At 57.9% G+C, this 21,499-nt stretch carries 22 protein-coding genes; 6 read left to right on the forward strand and 16 right to left on the reverse strand.

Going from position 1 to position 21,499, the window contains the following annotated elements; genetic code table 11:
- Positions 1-40: 40 nt before the first annotated feature.
- Positions 41-535, forward strand: coding sequence for a GNAT family N-acetyltransferase (locus EAH74_RS30085; RefSeq protein ID WP_140683798.1), 495 nt, complete (start codon positions 41-43; stop codon positions 533-535).
- Positions 536-563: 28 nt separating this feature from the next.
- Here EAH74_RS30085 and msrA read toward each other — a convergent pair whose 3' ends face one another.
- From msrA to msrB, 3 genes are read right to left on the reverse strand one after another with little or no spacing between them, the layout of a single operon-like run.
- Positions 564-1,271, reverse strand: coding sequence for a peptide-methionine (S)-S-oxide reductase MsrA (gene msrA / locus EAH74_RS30090; protein WP_140683800.1), 708 nt, complete (start codon positions 1,269-1,271; stop codon positions 564-566).
- 31 nt (positions 1,272-1,302) lie between these two features.
- Entirely contained in the window at positions 1,303-3,078 is a 1,776-nt protein-coding gene (locus EAH74_RS30095; RefSeq protein ID WP_140683802.1) for a cytochrome c biogenesis protein DipZ, read from the reverse strand.
- Positions 3,079-3,120: 42 nt separating this feature from the next.
- Positions 3,121-3,639 carry a peptide-methionine (R)-S-oxide reductase MsrB gene (gene msrB / locus EAH74_RS30100; RefSeq protein WP_140683804.1) on the reverse strand — a complete coding sequence of 173 codons (519 nt, stop codon included), beginning with the start codon at positions 3,637-3,639 and terminating at the stop codon, positions 3,121-3,123.
- Between the two features lie 151 nt (positions 3,640-3,790).
- Between msrB and EAH74_RS30105 the strand changes: the two genes are divergently transcribed.
- The 4 genes from EAH74_RS30105 to EAH74_RS30120 all read left to right on the forward strand — a co-directional run bounded on the left by EAH74_RS30105 (position 3,791) and on the right by EAH74_RS30120 (position 7,443).
- A complete protein-coding gene (locus EAH74_RS30105; RefSeq protein ID WP_140683806.1) occupies positions 3,791-4,507 on the forward strand; it encodes a response regulator transcription factor in 717 nt (238 codons plus the stop codon).
- Positions 4,504-6,021 (forward strand): sensor histidine kinase, encoded by a 1,518-nt coding sequence (locus tag EAH74_RS30110; RefSeq protein ID WP_140683808.1) that lies wholly within the window; start codon positions 4,504-4,506, stop codon positions 6,019-6,021. The genes EAH74_RS30105 and EAH74_RS30110 overlap by 4 nt, the downstream gene beginning before the upstream one ends.
- 64 nt (positions 6,022-6,085) lie before the next feature.
- Positions 6,086-6,601, forward strand: coding sequence for a hypothetical protein (locus tag EAH74_RS30115; protein ID WP_140683809.1), 516 nt, complete (start codon positions 6,086-6,088; stop codon positions 6,599-6,601).
- A 137-nt stretch (positions 6,602-6,738) separates the two neighbouring features.
- A complete protein-coding gene (locus EAH74_RS30120; protein WP_076028557.1) occupies positions 6,739-7,443 on the forward strand; it encodes a hypothetical protein in 705 nt (234 codons plus the stop codon).
- Positions 7,444-7,517: 74 nt separating this feature from the next.
- Here EAH74_RS30120 and EAH74_RS30125 read toward each other — a convergent pair whose 3' ends face one another.
- The 13 genes from EAH74_RS30125 to EAH74_RS30195 form a co-directional block, all read right to left on the reverse strand.
- The gene (locus tag EAH74_RS30125; RefSeq protein WP_140683811.1) at positions 7,518-8,012 is read right to left on the reverse strand and encodes a RidA family protein; all 495 of its coding nucleotides are present in this window, start codon (positions 8,010-8,012) and stop codon (positions 7,518-7,520) included.
- A 401-nt stretch (positions 8,013-8,413) separates the two neighbouring features.
- Positions 8,414-9,301, reverse strand: a complete 888-nt coding sequence (cyoE, locus tag EAH74_RS30130) for a heme o synthase (RefSeq protein WP_095132943.1) — start codon at positions 9,299-9,301, stop codon at positions 8,414-8,416.
- Between the two features lie 11 nt (positions 9,302-9,312).
- Positions 9,313-9,654, reverse strand: coding sequence for a cytochrome o ubiquinol oxidase subunit IV (cyoD, locus tag EAH74_RS30135; RefSeq protein ID WP_123365370.1), 342 nt, complete (start codon positions 9,652-9,654; stop codon positions 9,313-9,315).
- Entirely contained in the window at positions 9,654-10,280 is a 627-nt protein-coding gene (locus tag EAH74_RS30140) for a cytochrome o ubiquinol oxidase subunit III (RefSeq protein ID WP_140683813.1), read from the reverse strand. Before EAH74_RS30140 ends, cyoD begins: the two co-directional genes overlap by 1 nt.
- A gap of 3 nt (positions 10,281-10,283) precedes the next feature.
- A complete protein-coding gene (gene cyoB, locus EAH74_RS30145; RefSeq protein WP_123365368.1) occupies positions 10,284-12,314 on the reverse strand; it encodes a cytochrome o ubiquinol oxidase subunit I in 2,031 nt (676 codons plus the stop codon).
- 3 nt (positions 12,315-12,317) lie between these two features.
- The gene (cyoA, locus tag EAH74_RS30150) at positions 12,318-13,262 is read right to left on the reverse strand and encodes a ubiquinol oxidase subunit II (RefSeq protein ID WP_008147621.1); all 945 of its coding nucleotides are present in this window, start codon (positions 13,260-13,262) and stop codon (positions 12,318-12,320) included.
- A gap of 816 nt (positions 13,263-14,078) precedes the next feature.
- On the reverse strand, positions 14,079-14,588 hold the full coding sequence (locus EAH74_RS30160) for a disulfide bond formation protein B (protein WP_140683815.1): 510 nt from the start codon (positions 14,586-14,588) through the stop codon (positions 14,079-14,081).
- Positions 14,589-14,822: 234 nt separating this feature from the next.
- A complete protein-coding gene (locus EAH74_RS30165; RefSeq protein ID WP_123365366.1) occupies positions 14,823-15,599 on the reverse strand; it encodes an ABC transporter substrate-binding protein in 777 nt (258 codons plus the stop codon).
- 309 nt (positions 15,600-15,908) lie between these two features.
- Complete coding sequence (moaE, locus tag EAH74_RS30170; RefSeq protein WP_046045949.1) at positions 15,909-16,361, reverse strand: molybdopterin synthase catalytic subunit MoaE; 453 nt, start codon at positions 16,359-16,361, stop codon at positions 15,909-15,911.
- A gap of 3 nt (positions 16,362-16,364) precedes the next feature.
- Positions 16,365-16,607: a molybdopterin converting factor subunit 1 gene (gene moaD, locus EAH74_RS30175; protein ID WP_140683817.1), complete on the reverse strand. Its 243-nt coding sequence runs from the start codon at positions 16,605-16,607 to the stop codon at positions 16,365-16,367.
- The gene (moaC, locus tag EAH74_RS30180) at positions 16,604-17,077 is read right to left on the reverse strand and encodes a cyclic pyranopterin monophosphate synthase MoaC (RefSeq protein WP_033061025.1); all 474 of its coding nucleotides are present in this window, start codon (positions 17,075-17,077) and stop codon (positions 16,604-16,606) included. The genes moaD and moaC overlap by 4 nt, the downstream gene beginning before the upstream one ends.
- A gap of 258 nt (positions 17,078-17,335) precedes the next feature.
- Positions 17,336-18,730 (reverse strand): PhoH family protein, encoded by a 1,395-nt coding sequence (locus EAH74_RS30190; RefSeq protein ID WP_140683819.1) that lies wholly within the window; start codon positions 18,728-18,730, stop codon positions 17,336-17,338.
- Positions 18,731-19,080: 350 nt separating this feature from the next.
- On the reverse strand, positions 19,081-20,205 hold the full coding sequence (locus tag EAH74_RS30195; protein ID WP_140683821.1) for a polysaccharide deacetylase family protein: 1,125 nt from the start codon (positions 20,203-20,205) through the stop codon (positions 19,081-19,083).
- 232 nt (positions 20,206-20,437) lie between these two features.
- On the opposite strand from EAH74_RS30195, the gene yaaA reads away from it, so the two are divergent.
- Positions 20,438-21,217: a peroxide stress protein YaaA gene (gene yaaA / locus EAH74_RS30200; protein ID WP_140683823.1), complete on the forward strand. Its 780-nt coding sequence runs from the start codon at positions 20,438-20,440 to the stop codon at positions 21,215-21,217.
- Positions 21,218-21,499: the final 282 nt, after the last annotated feature.

Below are 21,499 nucleotides of genomic sequence, written 5' to 3' on the forward strand. Positions count from 1 at the left end.
AACATTCCTTAACTGAAACAAGAAGTGCCAAGGAAAGCCAATGACTTCCCCTCTCCTCTATCGCCGGGCGATACCGGACGATCTACTTGCCATTTGCGAATTGGGCCAGCAACTCAACAGTCTTCACCATCAACAGCAGCCGGATATTTATGCGCCAGCAACCGAAAATTTCGCGCGCGACAGCCCCCATTGGCGGCCGTACATCGACGGTGAAAATCAGGCGACCTTTATCGCCGAACAAGCAGGCAGACCAATTGGATTCATCACCGTGCAAGTCACTCAGCTCAGCAGCCCGCTGATGCAACCTCAGCGAGTCGGCAGGGTCGGTTCAGTCTGCGTTGATGAAAGTGTTCGGGGCCAAGGCATTGGACGAGCATTGATGCAGTGCGCTCAAACCTGGGCAGCCGAACAAAACGCTGTGGATCTACGGCTAACCGTTTGGGCATTCAATGCACCGGCACTTCGACTGTACGAAGAGTTGGGTTATGAAGTACGAGCCTTCGAGATGGGCAAACGACTGGAGGAAAATTCCTGATCAAGTCGCCTGCCGTGTCCTGTTGCGTTTATGACCCGGTCTTCACCAATATCGGTTTCTCCTGATACCGATCCGGATACAGCTGCTTCAATTGCGCGACCTTCGGTAGATCGTTGATCACAATGTACGGATAAGTCGGGTGCTCGGTCAGAAAGTCCTGATGTTCCTCCTCGGCCGGGTAGAAACCGTTGTAGGTCTCCAGCTTGGTGACAATGGGTTTGTTGAACGAACGAGCAGCGTCCAGCTGGACGATGTAGGCCTTGGCGATACGTTGCTGTTCGGTGTTTTCCGGGAAAAGCGCCGAGCGATATTGAGTGCCGCTGTCAGGTCCCTGACGGTTGAGTTCGGTAGGGTTGTGAGCCACCGAGAAGTAGATTTGCAGCAAGGTGCCGTAGCTGACCTGACGGGGGTCGAAGGTGACTTCGACGGATTCCGCATGACCGGTATCGCCACTGCTGACCCGCTCGTACTGAGCAGTGTTGGCTGCACCGCCGGCGTAACCGGAGACCGCTTTTTTCACCCCTTTCACATGTTGGAACACACCCTGGACGCCCCAGAAGCAACCGCCGGCAAAGACCGCCCTTTCGCTGTCGGCCTGGGTGGTTTCGTCGAGGGTGGGTGGAGGAATGATGACCGCGTCTTCCGCCGCACCGAAGGAAAACGCCAGGCATTGGCCGATGACGCCAGCAGCGGCCAGGCCCAACAGGGTGCGGCGCCAGGTGAATAGGGTTTTCATGAGGCTGACTCCTGAATGACTGAAATGACGATCAACCGAACGTAAACGCATACGCCGACACTCCGGGATCGAGAAACTCGATGCTGAAGGTCCGATCCGTCACGCCGCCCGATTGGCGCACCAATTGGTACAAGCGTTGTTCAGTCACGCTGCCGCTACCGTCGGGCGCCACGTTGGTACCGTGGGCATCGCCGGGGACTTTTCCGTCAACCAACACTTTGAAACGCACCGGTTTACCGTCAGCGCCAGGCCCCAGCACCAGGTGCAGATCGCGGGCATGGAAGCGGTAGACGATGCGACTGGCTGGCGCGCTTGAAGTCGCCCGTTCCGGGCCGACACTCCATTGACCGTCCAGGCTCCAGTCGTTGAGTGCTAATTGCGATGGAGCGCCATAGGCCGAGACCTTGTCCGGCACCAGGCTGGTTTCAGGCACGAAATGCTCGGCACGCTGGTAGCCGACATAGGTTTCCGGCGATTGCACTTCGTTCATGTCCGGGGCCAGTTGAACACCCTCGGCGCTGGCATTGATCAGACCGTCCGCGACCTTCGCGGCACCTGCTTCGCGCAGCAGTTGCTGGATCACCCGTTCCGATTCGGCGTACTCGCCCTCACCAAAATGGTGATAACGGATGCGACCTTGAGCATCGGCAAAATAGTGGGCCGGCCAGTATTGGTTGTTGAAAGCTCGCCAGACCTTGAAGTCATTATCGATGGCCACCGGGTAGTTGATGCCCAAGTCCTTCATCGCTTTGGTGACATTGCCTACGTCTCGTTCGAAAGCAAACTCGGGCGCATGGACGCCAATCACCACCAATCCCTGATCGCGGTACTTCTCGGCCCAAGCCTTCACATACGGCAGCGAGCGCAGGCAGTTGATGCAGGAGTAAGTCCAGAAATCCACCAGCACGACTTTGCCTTTCAAGGCCTGCGCTGTAAGGGGTGGCGAGTTTAGCCATTGCACCGCGCCGTCCAGCGGTGGAAGGTTGCCTTCAATCGGCAGTGTACCCGGCGCTTTGTCAGCCGCTTTCATTGCATTTCCCGAGCTCGGAACCTGCGCCATCATTGCCCCGCTAACGTTCGGTGATTTTCCGGCCAGCCGTCCCACCAACGCCTGCTCGATACCGCCGGTGGACGCCGTCGACATCCGCGCCAGAATCCCGGTGTCGAGCCCCAGGGCGATCGCCGCGACACCGGCCAGCATCGCGGCGCCCAGACCTCGACGCAGCCACTCGCCAGCGCCGATGGAACGCTTCATCGCCGCGAAGACTTTACCGCCCAGCAGCAGCGCCACTGCGAGGGAAGTTGCGGCACCCGCGGCGTAGGCCAGCAACAACAGGGTGGTTGCGATGCTTGCCCCTTGCAGCGCGGCGCCAGTCAGCAACAGTCCCAGAATCGGCCCGGCGCACGGAGCCCAGAGAAGGCCTGTGGCGACGCCGATCAGGAACGAAGCGCCGGGACGCGGCCGTGCATCGGCGCCCGCGGCTTCCGACAACCGGCTGCCCGCAGCCACCAGCGGCCGGGTCAGACGTTCGGCCAATCGAGGCAGCAACAGCGTCAGCCCGAACAGTGCAACGAACAGCAACGCGAGCCAGCGACCGTACTGATTGACTTGCACCACCCAACCGCCGCCCACCGCTGCCAGCGAGGCGACGAGTGCGAAGGTCAGCGCCATGCCCGCCAATAGCGGCAACCCGCTCTTCATGAACGGCTGCCCGGTGCGAGCGAAGACAAAGGGCAGCACCGGCAGGATGCACGGGCTGACAATCGTCAGCACACCACCGAGATAAGCGAGGACCAGAAGCCACATAACGTCGACCTGCAAAAATGAGTGAAAGGGAGTACCCGCGGATCAAGCCGTCTTCGGCACAAAAGTCATCGCCAGGCCGTTCATGCAGTAGCGCAGGCCGGTGGGTTTGGGCCCATCGTCAAAGACATGGCCCAGATGACCGCCACAACGCCGACAGTGGACTTCTTCACGCAGCACCCCGAAGGAACGGTCCTGACGAGTGGCCACAGCCTTGTCCAGCGGTGCCCAGAAGCTCGGCCAACCGGTGCGGCTGTCGAACTTGGTCGCGGAAGAAAACAGCGGCAGATCGCAACCGGCACAGGCAAACGTACCTTCACGGTGCTCGTTGTTCAGCGGGCTGCTGTAGGCCCGTTCGGTGCCCTCTTCGCGCAGGATTTCGTACAGCTCGGCGCTGAGCATGGCGCGCCATTCGCTGTCGCTGTGAGTCACCTCGAACACCTCCGCCGCGCTGGCGTCACTGACCAGCGCAGAACTGGCGGAAAATTTTGGCAATACACCGATGACCAGGGCTGCAGCGCCTAGCCCGCCGCTTGCTACGAGAAACTGTCGCCGTGAAAACATGGTCGTCTCCGAAAATTCCAGGTGCCTGTCATGGAACACAGCCTAGGCTTGGGTTGATCGCCAAATCCTCACGAGAAGTTAAACAATTCGTGATAACTCAGGCCCCGGAAAACCCGCACAATGCGCTCATTGCGCCGAAGGATTGAGCTTGATGGAACAGACCAAACGCGTCCTCGTGGTCGAGGACGACCTGCATATCGCCGACCTTATCTGCCTGCATCTACGCGATGAGCAGTTCGAGGCGGTGCACTGCGCCGACGGCGATGAAGGCATGCGCCTGCTGCAGCAAGGAAGCTGGGACGCACTGATCCTCGACCTGATGCTGCCCGGCGTCGATGGCCTGGAAATCTGCCGCCGCGCCCGCGCCATGGCCCGCTACACACCGATCATCATTACCAGTGCGCGCTCCAGCGAAGTGCACCGGATTCTCGGCCTCGAACTCGGCGCCGACGATTACCTGGCCAAACCCTTTTCGATGTTGGAACTGGTGGCCCGGGTCAAAGCGCTGTTGCGACGGGTCGACGCCATGGCCCGCAACCTGAAAATGGACGCCGGCAGCCTGATCACGGATGGCCTCTCCATCGACCCGATCACGCGCGATGTGGCCCTTGACGGTCGCCGCCTCGACCTCACGCCACGGGAGTTCGACCTGCTGTATTTCTTCGCTCGCCAGCCCGGCAAAGTGTTCTCGCGCATGGACCTGCTCAACGCGGTCTGGGGCTACAGCCATGAAGGCTACGAGCACACGGTCAACACTCACATCAACCGCCTGCGGGCAAAGATCGAAGCCGATCCGGCGCAACCGGCGCGCATCCTCACAGTGTGGGGACGAGGCTACAAGTTCGCGGCCAGGGAGGAGCAACCGTGAGACTGACCCTGACTCAGCGCCTGTCGCTGGTGTTCGCCGTGTTGCTGTTGGTGTGCTGCGGCACGTCGGCCTGGATGCAGGTGCGGTCCAACAAAATGCATGAGCTGGAAGTGGTGCAAGGGTTGTCGCGGGATCTGGCCCGGCACATCGCCCACGACACCGTGCTGATGGACACCAAAGGCCTGATGCCCGACGCCGTGCGCGACCTGTTCAGCCAACTGATGCTGGTCAATCCCAGTGTCGAGGTCTATCTGCTCGACCCCGAGGGCCGGATTGTCGGCAGTGCTGCGCCCGAGGGTCGGATACGCCGGGAGCGGGTCGATCTGGCGCCGATCAAGCGTCTGCTCAATGGCGATGCCCTGCCGGTTCTCGGTGACGATCCGCGCAGCGTCGATGGCCGCAAAGTGTTCAGCGCCGCGCCATTACAGGTCGATGGCAAACCGGTGGGTTATCTCTATGTGGTGCTGCTGAGCGAAGAGCACGACCGCTTCGCCGAACGCGGCGCCACCAGCGCCGCCCTGAATACCGCGCTGTTGTCCATCGGACTGGTGGCGTTGCTGTGCCTGATTGCCGGTCTCACGGCATTCGCCCTCATCACCCGACCTTTGCGCCGTTTGACCGAAACCGTCAACCGGTTCGACATTGATGGCGCTCCGGTAACGCCGCCTGCATCCGTCCCGGTGGAAAAAGCCGCCAGCCACGATGAAATTGCCATACTCGACGCGACCTTCCGGCAGATGCAGGCGCGCCTCGGCGAGCAATGGCGTTCGTTGACCCGCCAGGATCAGGAACGCCGTGAACTGGTAGCCAACATCTCCCACGACCTGCGCACGCCTCTGGCCTCGCTGCACGGTTACCTGGAAACCCTGTCGCTCAAGGACGCCACGTTGTCACCCGCCGACCGCCGCCGTTACCTGGGCATCGCGCTGGATCAAAGCCGCAAGGTGGGTGGGCTGGCGCAATCGCTGCTGGAACTGGTGCGTCTGGAACATGGCTTCGTGCAACCGGTACTGGAGCGTTTCTCGCTGACCGATCTGGTGCAGGACATTTTCCAGAAATTCGAACTGACGGCCGAGGCGCGCCAGGTCGAGCTGAAGGCCACCTTCGCACCCAATGTTTCGGCGGCCTGCGCCGACCTTGGATTGATCGAGCGGGTGCTCACCAACCTGTTCGACAACGCCCTGCGCCACACCCCGCAAGGAGGAGAAATCGAGCTCAGCCTGCGCCCTCAAGGACCTTTTATCGAAGTGACCGTCAGCGACACCGGTCCCGGCATCACTGCCGAATTGCGCGAAGGTCTGTTCCTGCGCCCGTTCAACATTGGCGGCGCACGGCGTGACGGCGGACTGGGGTTGCGGATCGTGCACCGGATCCTCCAATTGCATGGCCGCGAGATCCAGCTGATTGATGTTCCCGGCCGCGGCGCGACCTTCCGCTTTTCGTTGGCGGTGGACCAGCAAACGGCTGAGCAATTGGCGGTTCGGTCGATGAATCTGAATACGCTGGGGAAATAGTCGACAGACTGGAGCACAGCAATGGCTAATATCCCGGCTCCCATTTCGGCAAGGACGCTGCGCGATGCTCAACACCCTGCAAAACACCCCGCTGTGGGTTTACGCGATATTTCTGCTGCTGTGCTACTACGGTGTCAAAGCCCTGTCCCCGACCCGTGAAAGCAAAACTTCATTGCTCGTCACAGCGCCGATCTTGCTGGGCTGGTCACTGTATTCGCTGAACCTGACGCTGAATCCGCAGCTATCGGTCAGTTGCTGGCTGGCCGCCGTCATCCTGGGCAGCCTCGCGGCGCTGCTGATTTTTCCGCGAAAGGGCGTTGAGCTGGATGATCCGCAAACCGGCCTGATCGTGCCAGGTACAGCAAAAACCCTGATGCTCTATCTGCTGTTTTTTGCGGTGAACTATTACTTCGGCTACCAGGATGACGTTCACCCGGAAATGGCCGCCACCCTTGAGATGTTGCTGCTCAAGGCGTCAGCTTCGGGCTTTGTCTGTGGACTGATCAGCGGTCGGGCGTTGAAGTTTTATCGGCTGCTGCTGACACTTCAGGCAAAACGCCCCCAGATAGCCACCGGTTAAAAGCCGCTGTGCCAAAAATGATGACCAGCCGCCTGTTCATCCGTGACAACGCCGCCTCGGTCCAATAGATTAGGCGGCCTGAAAAGGCCCTGTGCTTTCTCGCCTCAATCCAAGTTAAAAGAAGTAGTGAAATTTCAATGTCCGATTCCAATACCGCTGAATCCGTAGTCACCTTGTCGTCCAAAGCGGAATACGAAAACTCCATCAATCTTTCACAGCACGTGCCCCAGGCCAAGACCATCAGCGAGATGGTCCTGGACGCTTTCCAGTCCACCCGGGAAAGCGACCAGATCCGCGAGCTGCGCGCCGCGATTCGCCAGGCTCACGACAGCTTCGACGACGACAAAGCCTACGAATTGATGGGTGAACTCAAGCAGCTCAAGGACGCAGAGGCTGCCGACATTGCAGCCCTGGAAGACTTGAGCAGCAAATTCCCGATCAGCCGGATTCTCTCCAGTTTCAAGGACGACCCGGCATTTCAGGAATTGGTCTATGGCCTCGCACTGAAAGTGCTGAACCAGACCCACCAGGCCATCAGCAACCCGAGCAGTGGCAAAAGCAAGGCTGCTCGCGCCAAGAAAGATGTCGAAGTGTTCACCATCAGCAAAGACGGTATCAGCGTGACGCTGCCGCTGCGCACCCCGCGTTCGCGACTGAACGTTGACCGTGAAGCACTAGAGTTCCTGGGCTTCACCTTCGTCGGCGAAGGCGAAGAAGCGGAGCTGGAAAGCGAAACATTCCTGGACAATGCCGGGGCCGAACAAGCGGTTAACCGCAAGAACATCATCACCGCACTTCAGCAGCAAACCGCGTTCGATGGCTACAGCATCGCCGCGCAGTAACACACGTCATCGATGACTGAAAAGGCCCGCACTGGGATTCAGCGCGGGCCTTTCTATTGCCTGCAGGTTCATCGTTAGAGCGTTGATGGCCGTATCGCCACGATCATGTCAACTTCAATGGCTGCGTCTTTCGGCAGTTGATAAACGCCGATCGTGGTTCGGGTATGTTTACCGGCATCGCCCAGTACATGACTGAAAACGTCCGACGCACCGTTGGCCACTTCGCTCAAATCGACAAAATCCGCGGTGGACTTTATGTAAACCGTGACGCGCAATAGCGACTTGATCTTGTCCAGCGAACCGATGGAATCAACAATCAATGCCAAACCGCGCAACGCACTGATGCTGGCAGCGCTCTGTGCATCCGCCAGCGTCAGATCCAGGCCTACCCTGCCCGGATACTTAATTTCACCATTCATCCGCGGCACCAGACCGCTGACGTAAAGCTCATCGTGATGCCGCACCAACAGCGCGTAATGCCCGCCGGCCGTATTCTCACCGTAGATGTCGTAACCGAGCTCTTTTGCCAGCGCGATGAATCGTTCATCACAGGTCATGTGTTCAGTCATCTCTCCCCCTCTATCAAAAATTGGATCCATTTTTTTGACAGATTAGCCCAAAGATCTCGATTCGGGGGCTCGCCTATGAAAATCAGCCTGGATCAAATTGATGTCCCTTAGATTCAGCGAAGCGCCGGACGCTAGCCACTTCCTGCGTTTCAACGTGGCGCACAGCGATAACAGCCAGGTGCGGGAACGGGTTTTTCGGTTGCTCGATAGTTGAGTTTTCCTGATAGACCGCGGTGCGGCCTTCGCGAGCAGGCTCGCTCCCACCCATAACTCGCGGCAACGCAGATCCAGTGTGGGGAGCGAGCCTGCTCGCGAATGGGCAACTCGGTCCACCAGAGCCCCCCAACAAAAAACCCCGCGCTTCTCTCGAAGGCGGGGTTTTTCTTTACAGCATCCGACGCTTAAGGCGCGTAAGTCAGCAACAGCTCACTCGGCACTTTAAAGTCCAGCGACATCATCACGCTCAACGCGGTAATGGTGAAGATCGAGAACACGAACAGCTTGCGTGCCCAGACCGTGTCATCCACTGCCTTGTAACCGGTCCAGGCCATGTACAACCAGTACATGCCCATGGCCGCGGCGACGGCGAGGTAGCTCATGCCGGCGTAGCCGCTGAAGGTCAGCATCAAGGTCGCCACGAGGAACGCCAGGATGTAGAGCAGGATGTGCTTCTTGGCCACTTGAATCCCGCGCTTCACCGGCAACACCGGAATCGATGCAGCCAGGTAATCGTTGAAGCGGAAGATCGCGATGGCGTAGGAATGCGGCATCTGCCACAGGCTGAACATCACCAGCAACGTCAGTGCGGCCATGTCGAAGCTGTTCGTCACAGCGACGTAGCCAATCACCGGCGGCATGGCGCCCGACAGACTGCCCACCAGCGTGCCGTGAACCGACTTGCGCTTGAGGTACAGGCTGTAGAAACCGACGTAGATGACAAAGCCGATCACCGCGAACAACGCGGCCAACGGGTTGGCCACTTTGTACAACAGTGCAACGCCGAAAACACCCAGGACGGTCGCAAAGGCCAGGGCCAGTTTCAGGGAGATCAAGCCCTGGACCAGCGCCCGGTTTTTGGTGCGTTCCATCTTCAGGTCGATGTCGCGGTCGATGCAGTTGTTGAACACGCAACCGGAAGCCACCACCAGCGACGTGCCGATCATGGCGGCCAGGAAAATGGCCAGATCGACATGCCCTTTCGAGGCCAGGAAAAATCCGCCCGCCACAGAAAGCACGTTACCGAAAATGATCCCCGGTTTGGTGATTTGGATAAAGTGCTTAAAGGACATCCGGACTTTCCTCAGTGCGCCATCATGTTGGTGTGGATGCTGAACATGATCCACAGCGACAGGCCTACCAACAGGACGATTACCATGGCAGCGAAGACAAACGCGATCACGTTGTTACGCTGGGCGGCGGAACGGTCCAGGTGGAGGAAGTACACCAGGTGAACGAGCACCTGGATCACTGCGAAGACCAGTACGATCCATAGGGTCAGAGCTTTCGGCAGGGATGGATACATCACCAGGCCGAAAGGAATGATGGTCAGGATCACCGACAGGATGAAGCCGATGGCGTAGGACTTAACGCTGCCGTGGCCGGCGTCGTGGCTATCGTGTCCGTGGGAGTGTGCATTAGCCATTACAGGGTCCCCATCAGGTAAACAACGGTGAATACGCAGATCCACACCACGTCCAGGAAGTGCCAGAACAGGCTCAAGCAGCTCAGACGGGTCTTGTTGGTCGCCGTCAGGCCGTTTTTCTGCACCTGATACATCATGATCGCCATCCAGATCAGACCGCTGGTCACGTGCAGACCGTGGGTGCCGACCAGGGTGAAGAACCCGGACAGGAAGCCGCTGCGGCTAGGGCCGAAGCCTTCGGAGATCAGCTTGTGGAACTCGTTGATCTCCATGCCGATGAAGCCCAGGCCGAACAGGAAGGTGATGGCCAACCAGCCCAAGACTGCCTTCTTGTTGCCCTTGAACAACGCCAGCATGGCGAAGCCATAGGTGATCGAACTGAGCAACAGGCAGGCGGTTTCGCCCAGCACATAGGGCAGTTCGAAGATGTCGTGGCCCGACGGGCCACCCGCTACGTTGTTAACCAGTACCGCGTACGCCGCGAAGATCGACGCAAACAGAATGCAGTCGGTCATCAGGTAGAGCCAGAAACCGAATACGGTCATCTCGCCCGAGTCGTGGTGATGGTCGTCGTGCCCATGGTCCGTGCCATGGGCGTGTCCAGCAGTGGTCACTAAGTTCGACATGGTTTAAGCCTGTTCCAACGAGGTTTCAACACGGGTGGCGGTGGCTGGAACTTTCCCGGCCGCTACCAGACGCTTGTGCTGCTCGGCTTCGATGCGCTCGATTGTCTCGACCGGCACCATGTAGCCTTGGTCATCACGTGCAGCGTGGATCACGAAGTAGCCCACGGTGCCGACCAGGCCAACGATGGCCAGCCACCAGATGTGCCAGATCATCGCAAAACCGAACACGGTCAACAGAGCACCCATGACCACACCGGTCGCGGTGTTGTTTGGCATGTGGATCGGCTCGTACTTGGCCGGAGCCTTGTACGCGGTGCCGTTTTCCTTGGCTTCGGTGAACGGATCGATGGTTTCCGCTTTTGGCAGCACGGCAAAGTTGTAGAACGGTGGTGGCGACGAGGTCGACCATTCCAGGGTGTGCGCATTCCACGGGTCGCCGTGTTCGCACATGTTTTCTGGCTTGTTGCGATCACGCACGCTGACATACAGCTGGATCAGCTGGCAGGCGATACCGACCGCGATCATCACCGCACCGAACATGGCGACGTACAGATACGGCACCCACTCAGGGTTGGTGGTGGCGTTCAGACGACGGGTCATGCCCATGAAACCCAGTACATAGAGCGGCATGAACGCGACGAAGAAGCCGGTAATCCAGAACCAGAACGCTGCCTTGCCCCAACCTTCGTGCAGCTTGAAGCCGAACGCTTTAGGGAAGTAGAAGCCGAAGCCTGCGATGTAGCCGAATACCGCGCCGCCGATGATCACGTTGTGGAAGTGCGCGATCACGAACAGGCTGTTGTGCAGTACGAAGTCAGCACCCGGGATGGCCAGCAGTACGCCGGTCATGCCGCCGATGGCGAAGGTCACCATGAAGCCCAGGGTCCACAGAACCTGGCTGGTGAAACGCAGACGCCCCTGGTAGATGGTGAACAGCCAGTTGAACAGCTTCACCCCCGTCGGGATCGAAATCAGCATCGTCGCCAGACCGAAGAAGGCGTTGACGCTGGCACCCGAACCCATGGTGAAGAAGTGGTGCAGCCAGACCATGAAGCCCAGGATCGAGATCGCGCCCGATGCGTAGACCATCGAGTGGTGGCCGAACAGACGCTTGCCGGTGAAGGTCGAAATGACTTCGGAGAAGATCCCGAACGCCGGCAGAATCAGGATGTAAACCTCGGGGTGACCCCAGGCCCAGAACAGGTTGACGTACATCATCGGATTGCCACCAAGTTCATTGGTGAAAATGTGGAAATCCATGTAACGGTCAAGCGTCAGCAGTGCCAGGGTAGCGGTCAGGATCGGGAACGAAGCCACGATCAGGACGTTGGCCCAGGTGCAGGTCCAGGTGAAGATCGGCATGTCCATCATCTTCATGCCCGGGGTACGCATTTTCAGTACGGTGGCCAGGAAGTTGACCCCCGTCAGCGTCGTACCCAACCCGGATAGCTGTAGCGCCCAGATGTAGTAATCCATCCCCACGCCAGGGCTGTATTGCAGGCCCGACAGCGGCGGATAGGCAACCCAACCGGTCTTGGCGAATTCGCCGACGCCCAGGGACAGGTTGATCAGCACCACGCCCGACACCAGCAGCCAGAAGCTCAAGGAGTTCAGGAACGGGAAGGCAACGTCACGCGCGCCGATCTGCAGCGGCACTGCAAGGTTCATCAGGCCGGTGAAGAATGGCATCGCCATGAAGATGATCATGATCACACCGTGAGCGGTGAAGATCTGGTCATAGTGTTCAGGCGGCAGGTAGCCAGGCGAACCCTCGGTGGCCATGGCCAACTGGGTACGCATCATGATGGCGTCGGCAAAACCGCGCAGCAGCATGACCATGGCGACGACGATGTACATCACGCCGATTTTCTTGTGGTCGACCGAGGTCAGCCACTCGGACCACAGGTAGGTCCACTTCTTGAAATAGGTGATTGCAGCGAACAGCGCCAGACCACCGAGCGCGATCATGGCGATGGTTATCATCACGATCGGTTCGTGGAACGGGACCGCTTCCCAACTTAATTTACCAAACATCGTTTACTCCTCTGCCCCGGCAGCTGAATGCGAACTCATGTCCATCCCTTCCATGGCGGCCATTTCGTGCTCTTTCTTCTCGTGGTGCATCGGCTTGCCCGGATTCATACCTTCGTACTTGTCGACGATGATCTGGAACAGGTTCGGCGTGACCGAGGAGTAGAGCTCGACTGGGTTGTTCTGGCTTGGCTTGGAAAGGGCTTCGTATTCAGCTTTTTCAAGCTGTTTAGGTGCCTTTTTGACTTCGCTGACCCAGGCGTCGAAATCTTCCTGAGAGGTGGCGATAGCTTTGAATTTCATGCCGGTGAAACCAGCGCCGCTGTAGTTGGCGGAGATACCGTCCATTTCAGCGTTCTGGTTGGCGATCAGGTGCAGTTTGGTCTGCATGCCGGCCATCGCGTAGATCTGGCCGCCCAGGGCCGGGATGAAGAACGAGTTCATCACGGAGTCCGAAGTCACCTTGAAGTTGATCGGCGTGTGCGCCGGGAACACGATCTTGTTGACGGTGGCGATGCCTTGCTCCGGATAGATGAACATCCACTTCCAGTCCAGCGCGACCACTTCAATGGTGATTGGCTTGACGTCGGATTCCAGCGGCTTGTATGGATCCAGCGCGTGGGTCGACTTGTAGGTGACATAACCCAGGGCAATGATGATCAGCACTGGAACAGCCCACACCGCGATTTCAATCTTGGTGGAGTGCGACCACTTCGGCGTGTAGACGGCGTCGGTGTTGGACGCGCGGTATTTCCAGGCGAACAGGAAGGTCATGACGATGACCGGAACCACGACCAACAGCATCAGCAGCGTTGCGGTGATGATCAGGTTTCGCTCGTCCAGGCCGACCTGGCCCTTGGGATCGAGCAAGGTCATGTTGCAGCCTGACAGCAACAACGTGCCGATCAGCGGCAATAAGCCTAGTAGTCTGGGGTACCTGTTTTTACTCATCTCACGACCTCTAAAGCAGCTTGCGCAATGCAGTTGGGTTTTGATCGCCAACACTTCACCCTGCCAAGGGTTGGCATTTTTCTTGGATTGAATAAGTGGCTGCCCGTCGCGCGTCAGACGCTGTTCGACAAATCCTGGGCTAGCGTTGAGTTCTTATTCGAATTCGTGGTCAAAGGCCTTGTTACAGACCAATTCCATTTGGTGCGGATAATGGGAAGGCACCGACACCTGGGAGTCGCATGAAGCCAAAGAGCCTCTCGACGCCCTATTCCTGCTCAGGGATGAGCAGTGCCGGGAATTCAGTGCGGGCGATTGTAGATATGTAACGTTTTATAAACCATGTCTCATCCCGAAATAATTTTTATCCATTCCAGCAACAATCATTAACGGTATTTGCAAAAGTGCGCCATGGTATCGAAATTCATTCTCAACAAAAACACCAAAAATTGTAGGTCTACCTCAGGCAGTTCAGACAGTATCGAAGGCTCTTCGCCCTCCTTCGACCCTGCCCAAGCCCCCATATGACAAGGGCTCTGGCAATTCGCCAAGGCCTGTTAAAACTGCCTGTTCCGGATTTTTGAGGCTGAAGCCGCCAGACGCTAAAAAAGGCCAATTTTGTTGCGAATCCATGTACCAATTCGGCGCCTTGAAATGCCTTGCGACACTCGCGCTGTGACAACATGTCGCACATGTGTCGCGCCCAGACTTGTCGCGCATCAAGGTCATTTCACTGATGCCCTGAAATGCAAAACGCCCCGTTCCTCTCAACGAGGACCGGGGCGTTTTTTGTGTGACGAAGCGATGCGGCGAATGACCTCAGCGCAGCGCTTTACGGTTACGCAATGTGAGCAGCGGCACCAGCACCACGACCAGCACAAAGGCTAGCAGCGCCCACTGTGCAAGCGACAGACCGAGGATCGGCGGGTACGGCGTGGAGCAGAAGCCGTCGACCTGGAAGCCCAGCGGGAAGATCTTCGCCAGTGGCAAACCGTCGACTATCGGTTGCAGTACATCGATGCCGCAGCTCACCGCCGGATAGAACTGGGTATAGACGTGATGCCCGGCCACCCCGACGCCTGCCAGGGCGCAGATCACCACCAGCGTTTCAAATACCGTGATGCTGCGGCGGGTGCGCATGGCCGCGCCGATGAACGCGAAGAGCGCGATCAGCAGCAACGCATAACGTTGCAGGATGCACAGCGGGCATGGCGCCTCGCCCAGAACAATTTGCATGTACAGCGCGCCACCGATCAGTGCCAGGCAGATGATGCCCAGCAACACCAGATAGCGCCGTTCACGGCTCAACCGCATCGTTTCCTCGCTCATTGCGTTTCCCTTCTAAATATCGATTGCCCAGAAGTCTACACGCTGGCCCTGACCTTTGAGAGTCCGGTGCGCGCAGCGGGGTATCGGGGAATAGACGACGGGCCGGTTAAGAAGGGATTAACTTCGGGCTATTTCCAGAGATTTGCATGATCCCACGACCGCATCGCCAGCAGGCTGGCTCCCACTTTGGAATGCATCCAACTGTGGGAGCCAGCCTGCTGGCGATGCGTTTGATCAGTCGCCGTAAATATCGGATTTGAAGTACTTCTCTGAAATCTTCTGGTATTCGCCACTGGCGCGAATACCGTCGATGGCCGTGTTCAGCTCGGAGACCAACTCAGTGTTGCCCTTGCGCACCGCAATCCCGGCGCCCTCGCCCACGTATTTCGGATCCTTGAGCTCCGGCCCGACAAAGGCATAACCCTTGCCACGCGGCATCGTCAGGAAGTCATTCAGCGGGATGGTATCGGCAAAAATGGCATCGAGGCGACCGGCAGCCAGATCCATGTAGATCTCTTCGTTGTTGCCGTAACGCTTGACGTTGATACCCTTCGGCTCGAAAACCTCAGTGGCGTAACGGTCAGTGGTGGTTGCGCGCTGCACGCCAACCGTCTTGCCCTTGAGGCTGGCGTACTGGTCATCCACGACCGCTCCGTCCTTCATCACCAGACGCGATGAAGTGAAGTAATACTTGTGGGTGAAATCCACGGACTTCTTACGGTCTTCGTTGATGGTCATGGACGACAGCGCCATGTCGATTTTCTTCACTTTAAGGGAAGGAATCAGACCGTCGAACTCACCTTCGACCCAAACGCACTTGACCTTCATCTGCGCGCACAGGGCATTGCCGATGTCGTAGTCGAACCCGACAATCTCACCTTTATCGGTTTTGGACGCGAACGGTGGATAAGCCGCTTCGATGCCGATGCGCAGGGTTTTATCGGCGGCGAACAGGCTGCTGCACGCCAACAGGCTCAGAGCCAGACCGGTGATGAGGGGGAATTTCTTCATGTTCGTTCTCTCGCGGGTTGTTGTTGGTTTGGCAAGACAGAAGAAAGAGCAGAAACAGGGGAACGCCTTTTTTTGTACTTATAATTCCATACTGGACTTTTATGTATTGGCCGTCAATCAGGGCGATCGAGGAAGTACGGGGCGGTGGTCGGGCGGTGAGTCATCGGGATTTTTGGTGTTGCTGATGGCCTCTTCGCGAGCAGGCTCGCTCCCACATTTGATCTCCATTTACACAAATTCTGTGTACGACATAGATTCCCTGTGGGAGCGAGCCTGCTCGCGAAGGCGTAATTGCAGAAACCGCAGGAACTACTGCTTCCAGCGATCCGCCGCCGCATGATCGCTGTCACGCCCTTCAACCCAACGCGACCCGTCAGGGGTGTTTTCTTTCTTCCAGAACGGTGCGCGGGTTTTCAGGTAGTCCATGACAAAGGCGCAGGCATCGAATGCGGCCTGGCGATGGGCGCTGGCAGCGCCAACGAAGACGATCGGCTCCCCCGGTTCCAGGGCGCCGATGCGATGCAGCACTTCGAGTTTGAGCAGCGGCCAGCGCTGCTCGGCCTCTGTGGCGATCTTGGCGAGGGCTTTTTCGGTCATGCCCGGGTAGTGCTCAAGGAACATCCCGGCGACGTCGAGACCGTCATTGAAGTCGCGAACATAGCCGACAAAACTCACCACCGCACCAACGCCCACATTGGCGGCGTGCATGGCATTGACTTCAGCACCCGGATCGAACGCCGTGGATTGCACGCGAATCGCCATGGCTCAGCCTCCGGTCACGGTCGGAAAAAAGGCCACTTCATCGCCATCGCTCACCGGCTCATCGAGCTGGCACAGGTCTTCGTTGCGGGCGCACATCAAGTTTTGCTCGCTCAACACTTCGGCACCGTCACGCTGGGACAGCAGCGCACGCACATCGTCGACCGTGGCGAAATCACCTTCAACCTTCACCGAGTCCACGCCGAGCGCCTCACGGTAACGGGCAAAAAACTTCACGGTGACGTTCATGGCTGATCCGCCTGGAAATGGCCGCTCTTGCCGCCGAGCTTCTCCAGCAGCCGCACGCTTTCAATAGTCATGCCGCGATCCACGGCTTTGCACATGTCGTAGATAGTCAGCGCCGCGACGCTGGCGGCGGTCAGGGCTTCCATCTCTACGCCGGTCTGCCCGGACAACTTGCAGCGCGCGACGATGCGCACGGTGTCGTCGCCTTCGGCACTGAGCTCGACCTTGACGCCGGTGAGCAGCAGTGGATGGCACAGAGGGATCAGATCGCTGGTTTTCTTCGCCGCTTGAATGCCGGCGATACGCGCCACGGCGAACACATCACCCTTGGGGTGACCGCCGCTGACGATCATCTGCAGGGTTTCGGGCAGCATGCGCACCAGCGCTTGGGCCGTCGCTTCACGGAACGTCACGGCTTTTTCAGTGACGTCGACCATATTGGCGCGACCTTGGGAATCGAGATGAGTCAGCACAGGGATACTCCTGATCAGGAGCACCGATTGTAAACCTGCGGGTCAAAATTCCGCACGTTTGATTATCAGGTCCACCGTCGATCTCATGTAGGAGCTGCCGAAGGCTGCGATCTTTTGATTTTTGCCATTAAAAGCAAAATCAAAAGATCGCAGCCTTCGGCAGCTCCTACAGAGATTTTCGTCCGGCATGAAAATGGGGATTTGTGTGGGGCATAAAAAACCGGGCGGCTTTTAGGCCGCCCGGTTCGGATGAAGCAGTTACAAATGCGATTCGGCGTATTCGGCCAGAATCGAACGTGGCACCCCTTGCAGGGTGATGTGCACACCGTTGGGGAAATCCTTGAAGCGTTCTGTCAGGTAAGTCAGCCCGGAACTGGTCGCGGACAGGTAAGGGGTGTCGATCTGTGCCAGGTTGCCCAGGCACACCACTTTCGAACCGGCGCCGGCACGGGTGATGATGGTTTTCATCTGGTGCGGCGTGAGGTTCTGGCATTCATCGATCAGGATCAGACTCTGCTGGAAGCTGCGGCCTCGAATGTAGTTGAGGGATTTAAACTGCAACGGCACTTTGCTGAGGATGTAATCGACACTGCCATGGGTGTTTTCGTCATCCATGTGCAAGGCTTCGAGGTTGTCGGTGATGGCGCCCAGCCAAGGCTCCATTTTTTCCGCTTCAGTGCCGGGAAGGAAACCGATCTCCTGGTCCAGGCCCTGCACGCTGCGGGTCGCGATGATCCGGCGATAGCGTTTGCTGACCATGGTCTGCTCGATCGCCGCCGCCAGTGCGAGGATGGTTTTACCGGAACCGGCTGCCCCAGTCAGGTTGACCAGGTGGATATCCGGGTCGAGCAAGGCGTACAGCGCCAGGCTTTGATAGATGTCACGCGGTTTCAGGCCCCAGGCTTCCTGATGCAACAGGGGTTCCTGATGCAGGTCGAGAATCAGCAGCTTGTCTTCCTCGATCTCCTTGATCCAGCCGACAAAGCCCTGTTCATCGATGATGAACTCGTTGACGTGTACCGCCGGCAGGTTGTCGATCAGTTGCACCTGGTGCCAAGTGCGGCCATGGTCCTGACGGGTGTCGACATTCCTCACACGGTCCCAGAAGGAGCCGGTCATGTTGTGATAACCGTTGGGCAGCAGCGACACATCGTCAACCAGTTGGTCGGTGCTGTAATCCTCGGCCGCAATCCCGCAAGCCCGGGCCTTGAGGCGCATGTTGATGTCTTTGGTGACCAGCACCACGGGCAGCTTTGGTTCGCGCGCGTGCAGGTCGATCAACTGGTTGATGATGATGTTGTCGTTCAGGTGCTCGGGCAGAATGATGTTCGGTTCTGCACGCTTGCTCATCAGAATTGACAGCAAACCCTTGGGCCCACTCTTGCCGCGCTGGATCGGCACACCGAGCTCGACGTCTTCAGGACTGGCATCGCCCAGGGTCTTGTCGATCAGGCGAATCGCCTGACGGCATTCCGCAGCCACGCTGTGATGCCCGCTCTTGAGCTTGTCGAGCTCCTCAAGCACGGTCATCGGGATGGCGACGTGGTGTTCTTCGAAGTTAAGCAGGGCGTTTGGATCGTGAATCAATACGTTGGTATCGAGTACATAAAGGATTGGCTGGTTGGAGGAAAAGCTACGTCCGTGATCATCCATACTCGGTCACCTTTGTGGGAGCCAGTCGACGCAATACCGTGACAGTGCTGCGCCTCGAAGTGGCCACCGAATTCACCCCGCACTACCGACAAAGAGCGGACGCAAGTGAACTGCATCAAGCTGGGTCTTGGAAGACGCCACCTGTGTTGCAGGTTTCGGCGGTCTGTCTTCGTAATACTCCAAAACCTGTGACAGAAAAAAGTACTTTGACGTTTTTTTGATGTTTATTTTTCAGAGTGACCAATAGCACTAGGCGGATTGCCATCACCCCGTTAAAGTCGGAAGTCCGCCTGCACCGAATTCTCGCCAAAAATCGCCCACCGCCCAATGTTTACTGCCTTTCGCCGTTTTCAGCGAAACGCGTCCTGACAGTCTTCCCAGCCGATTCCGCTTTGCGCCGTTTGCGTGATGAGCCAGGGCATCGCCGTTTTCAGCGCATCCTGCTTCACGTTGAAGTTGATCACCCCGTGGCGCCACAACAACATCAGGCTCAACACCCGTTGCGCGCTCTGATTGGCTTTTAGCTTGCCGGCACCATCCTGGGCATCGATATCCCACAGCGCCACCTGCAAGCCCTGGGATTTGAAAAATCCTTCAGCGTCAGACCGACGCTGGCCATCGGGCGGCCGAAACAATGGCACGTAGTTCTCGGGCAGTTTGCTTTTGACCAGCTCGACGCTGCGTCGCACCGAGTCCTGCCAGTCCTGCCAGTGGCTGTGGGAGCGAAATTCCCAGCCTTGCGCGCCAATGCACTGCTTCGAGTACGTCGCTTGCAGGTTGGCTACCGAACGATCGGCCAGACGGGCCTGGATGTCCTTGCCGAGGACGAAGAACGTGCCACTCATGTTCGATTTGCGCAGGTATTCCGTGGCCCAGGCGGTGTTATCCGGCGTGGCATTGGCGGCACTGTCGAAGGTCAGCAAAAACAGCCGGTCATGCATCTGATCGCCGTTGCGCTCATAGTCGCCAAAACGATCGACTTCGCTGCTGGTTTGCGGAAACAGCGCTGCCTTGCGCAATTGCTCGTCCAGGTACTGGGCGTGGAACAGTCGGCTCGGCTCGGCCCACTTTACGTAGTAGCTCTCATCGCTGACCTGAAACTTGGCGGCTTGCTGGCGCAGGGTGTCCATGTCCTCGACCAGGAAGCAGAAGGAAGCATCCTGATCGCAGCTCTGCTGGGCGTAGTTGTAGTTGGTCAGCAGCCGCTGCCACATGCGCTGGCGCAGGTTGTTGATCGATTCCAGATTGACCGTGCGCAACCCCAGGCGCTGGGCCAGGCTCACTTCATCCAGGGATTCGCGGGCCAACAGGACGCGAGAAAACATGAGGATCTCGGCCCGTGATGCCACATCAAACAGGGTCGGGCTGTTGAGCTGTTCAGGCCAGGTGCTGCGATCAAGCGTCGCCACATCGCCCGGCGCCGCCATGGCACCGAAGCTCAAGAGCCAGGCCGAGAATAGAAAAACGATACGCAATGGGATGTCTCCATAACAAAACCCGCGCGGCACTATAAACCGGGAAGGTCAAAAGATCGCAGCCTCGCTTCGCTCGACAGCTCCTACAGATGTACGCGCACCGTAGGAGCTGTCGAGCGAAGCGAGGCTGCGATCTTGTTCCATGACACCACCGATCACCTATGACACCCATAGCTGGAGTCAACAAGGACAACCCCCTAGAATCGCCCCCACGATTAAAGGAGACGACTTCATGCTGATGGTGATTTCCCCCGCCAAGACCCTCGATTACGAAACACCGCCGGCGACCCAGCGCTTCACCCAGCCACAATACCTCGACCATTCCCAGGAGCTGATCCTGCAATTGCGCGAGCTGGCCCCTGCGCAGATCAGCGAGTTGATGCACGTCTCCGACAAGATCGGCGGGCTCAACGCCGCGCGTTTCGGCAGCTGGACGCCCGCGTTCACTCCGCAAAACGCCAAGCAGGCACTGCTCGCCTTCAAGGGCGACGTCTACACCGGGTTGAATGCTCAAACCTTCAGCGAGGCCGATTTCGATTACGCCCAGCAGCACTTGCGCATGTTGTCCGGCCTGTACGGCCTGCTGCGCCCACTGGACCTGATGCAGCCGTATCGACTGGAGATGGGCACCAAACTGGCGAATGCCCGTGGCAAGGACTTGTATGCCTTCTGGGGCACGCGGATCAGCGAATGGCTGAACGAAGCCCTGGCCGATCAAGGCGACGACGTGCTGCTGAACCTGGCGTCCAACGAGTACTTCTCGGCGGTCAAACGCAGCGCCCTGAACGCGCGCATCATCAATACCGAATTCAAGGATCTGAAGAACGGGCAGTACAAGATCATCAGCTTCTACGCGAAAAAGGCCCGCGGCATGATGAGTCGCTTCGTCATTGAAGAGCGCATCAACGACCTGCAAGCCCTCAAGCAGTTCGACGTACAAGGTTATCGTTACAGCGCCGAGCAGTCTAAACCGGACAATCTGGTGTTCCTGCGCGATCACGCACCCGAGTAAGCACCCGATTGGCGCACGCCTCATTAACGGGGCGTGCGCCACGTCCAATCGTCCGACAATCCCCCGCCCCATTCGTCACTTTACTGACGTCAAAAATCAATCACCCGGTTTTCTAACTTTAGTTTCACTCGACTTTGCTGATTTTTTTCAGTAGTGGCACTGAATTTTTTTATCGGTAGTGGCACATAACTATCTAATCCAACAATAACCCTATGTATCAAGGGCCAAACAGGCGTTGCTATCAATATGAAAGCAGTGCCATCTTTTTCAATATTTCAAGAA

This window comes from Pseudomonas mandelii (assembly GCF_006438925.1).
GTDB classification, from domain to species: domain Bacteria; phylum Pseudomonadota; class Gammaproteobacteria; order Pseudomonadales; family Pseudomonadaceae; genus Aquipseudomonas; species Aquipseudomonas mandelii_C.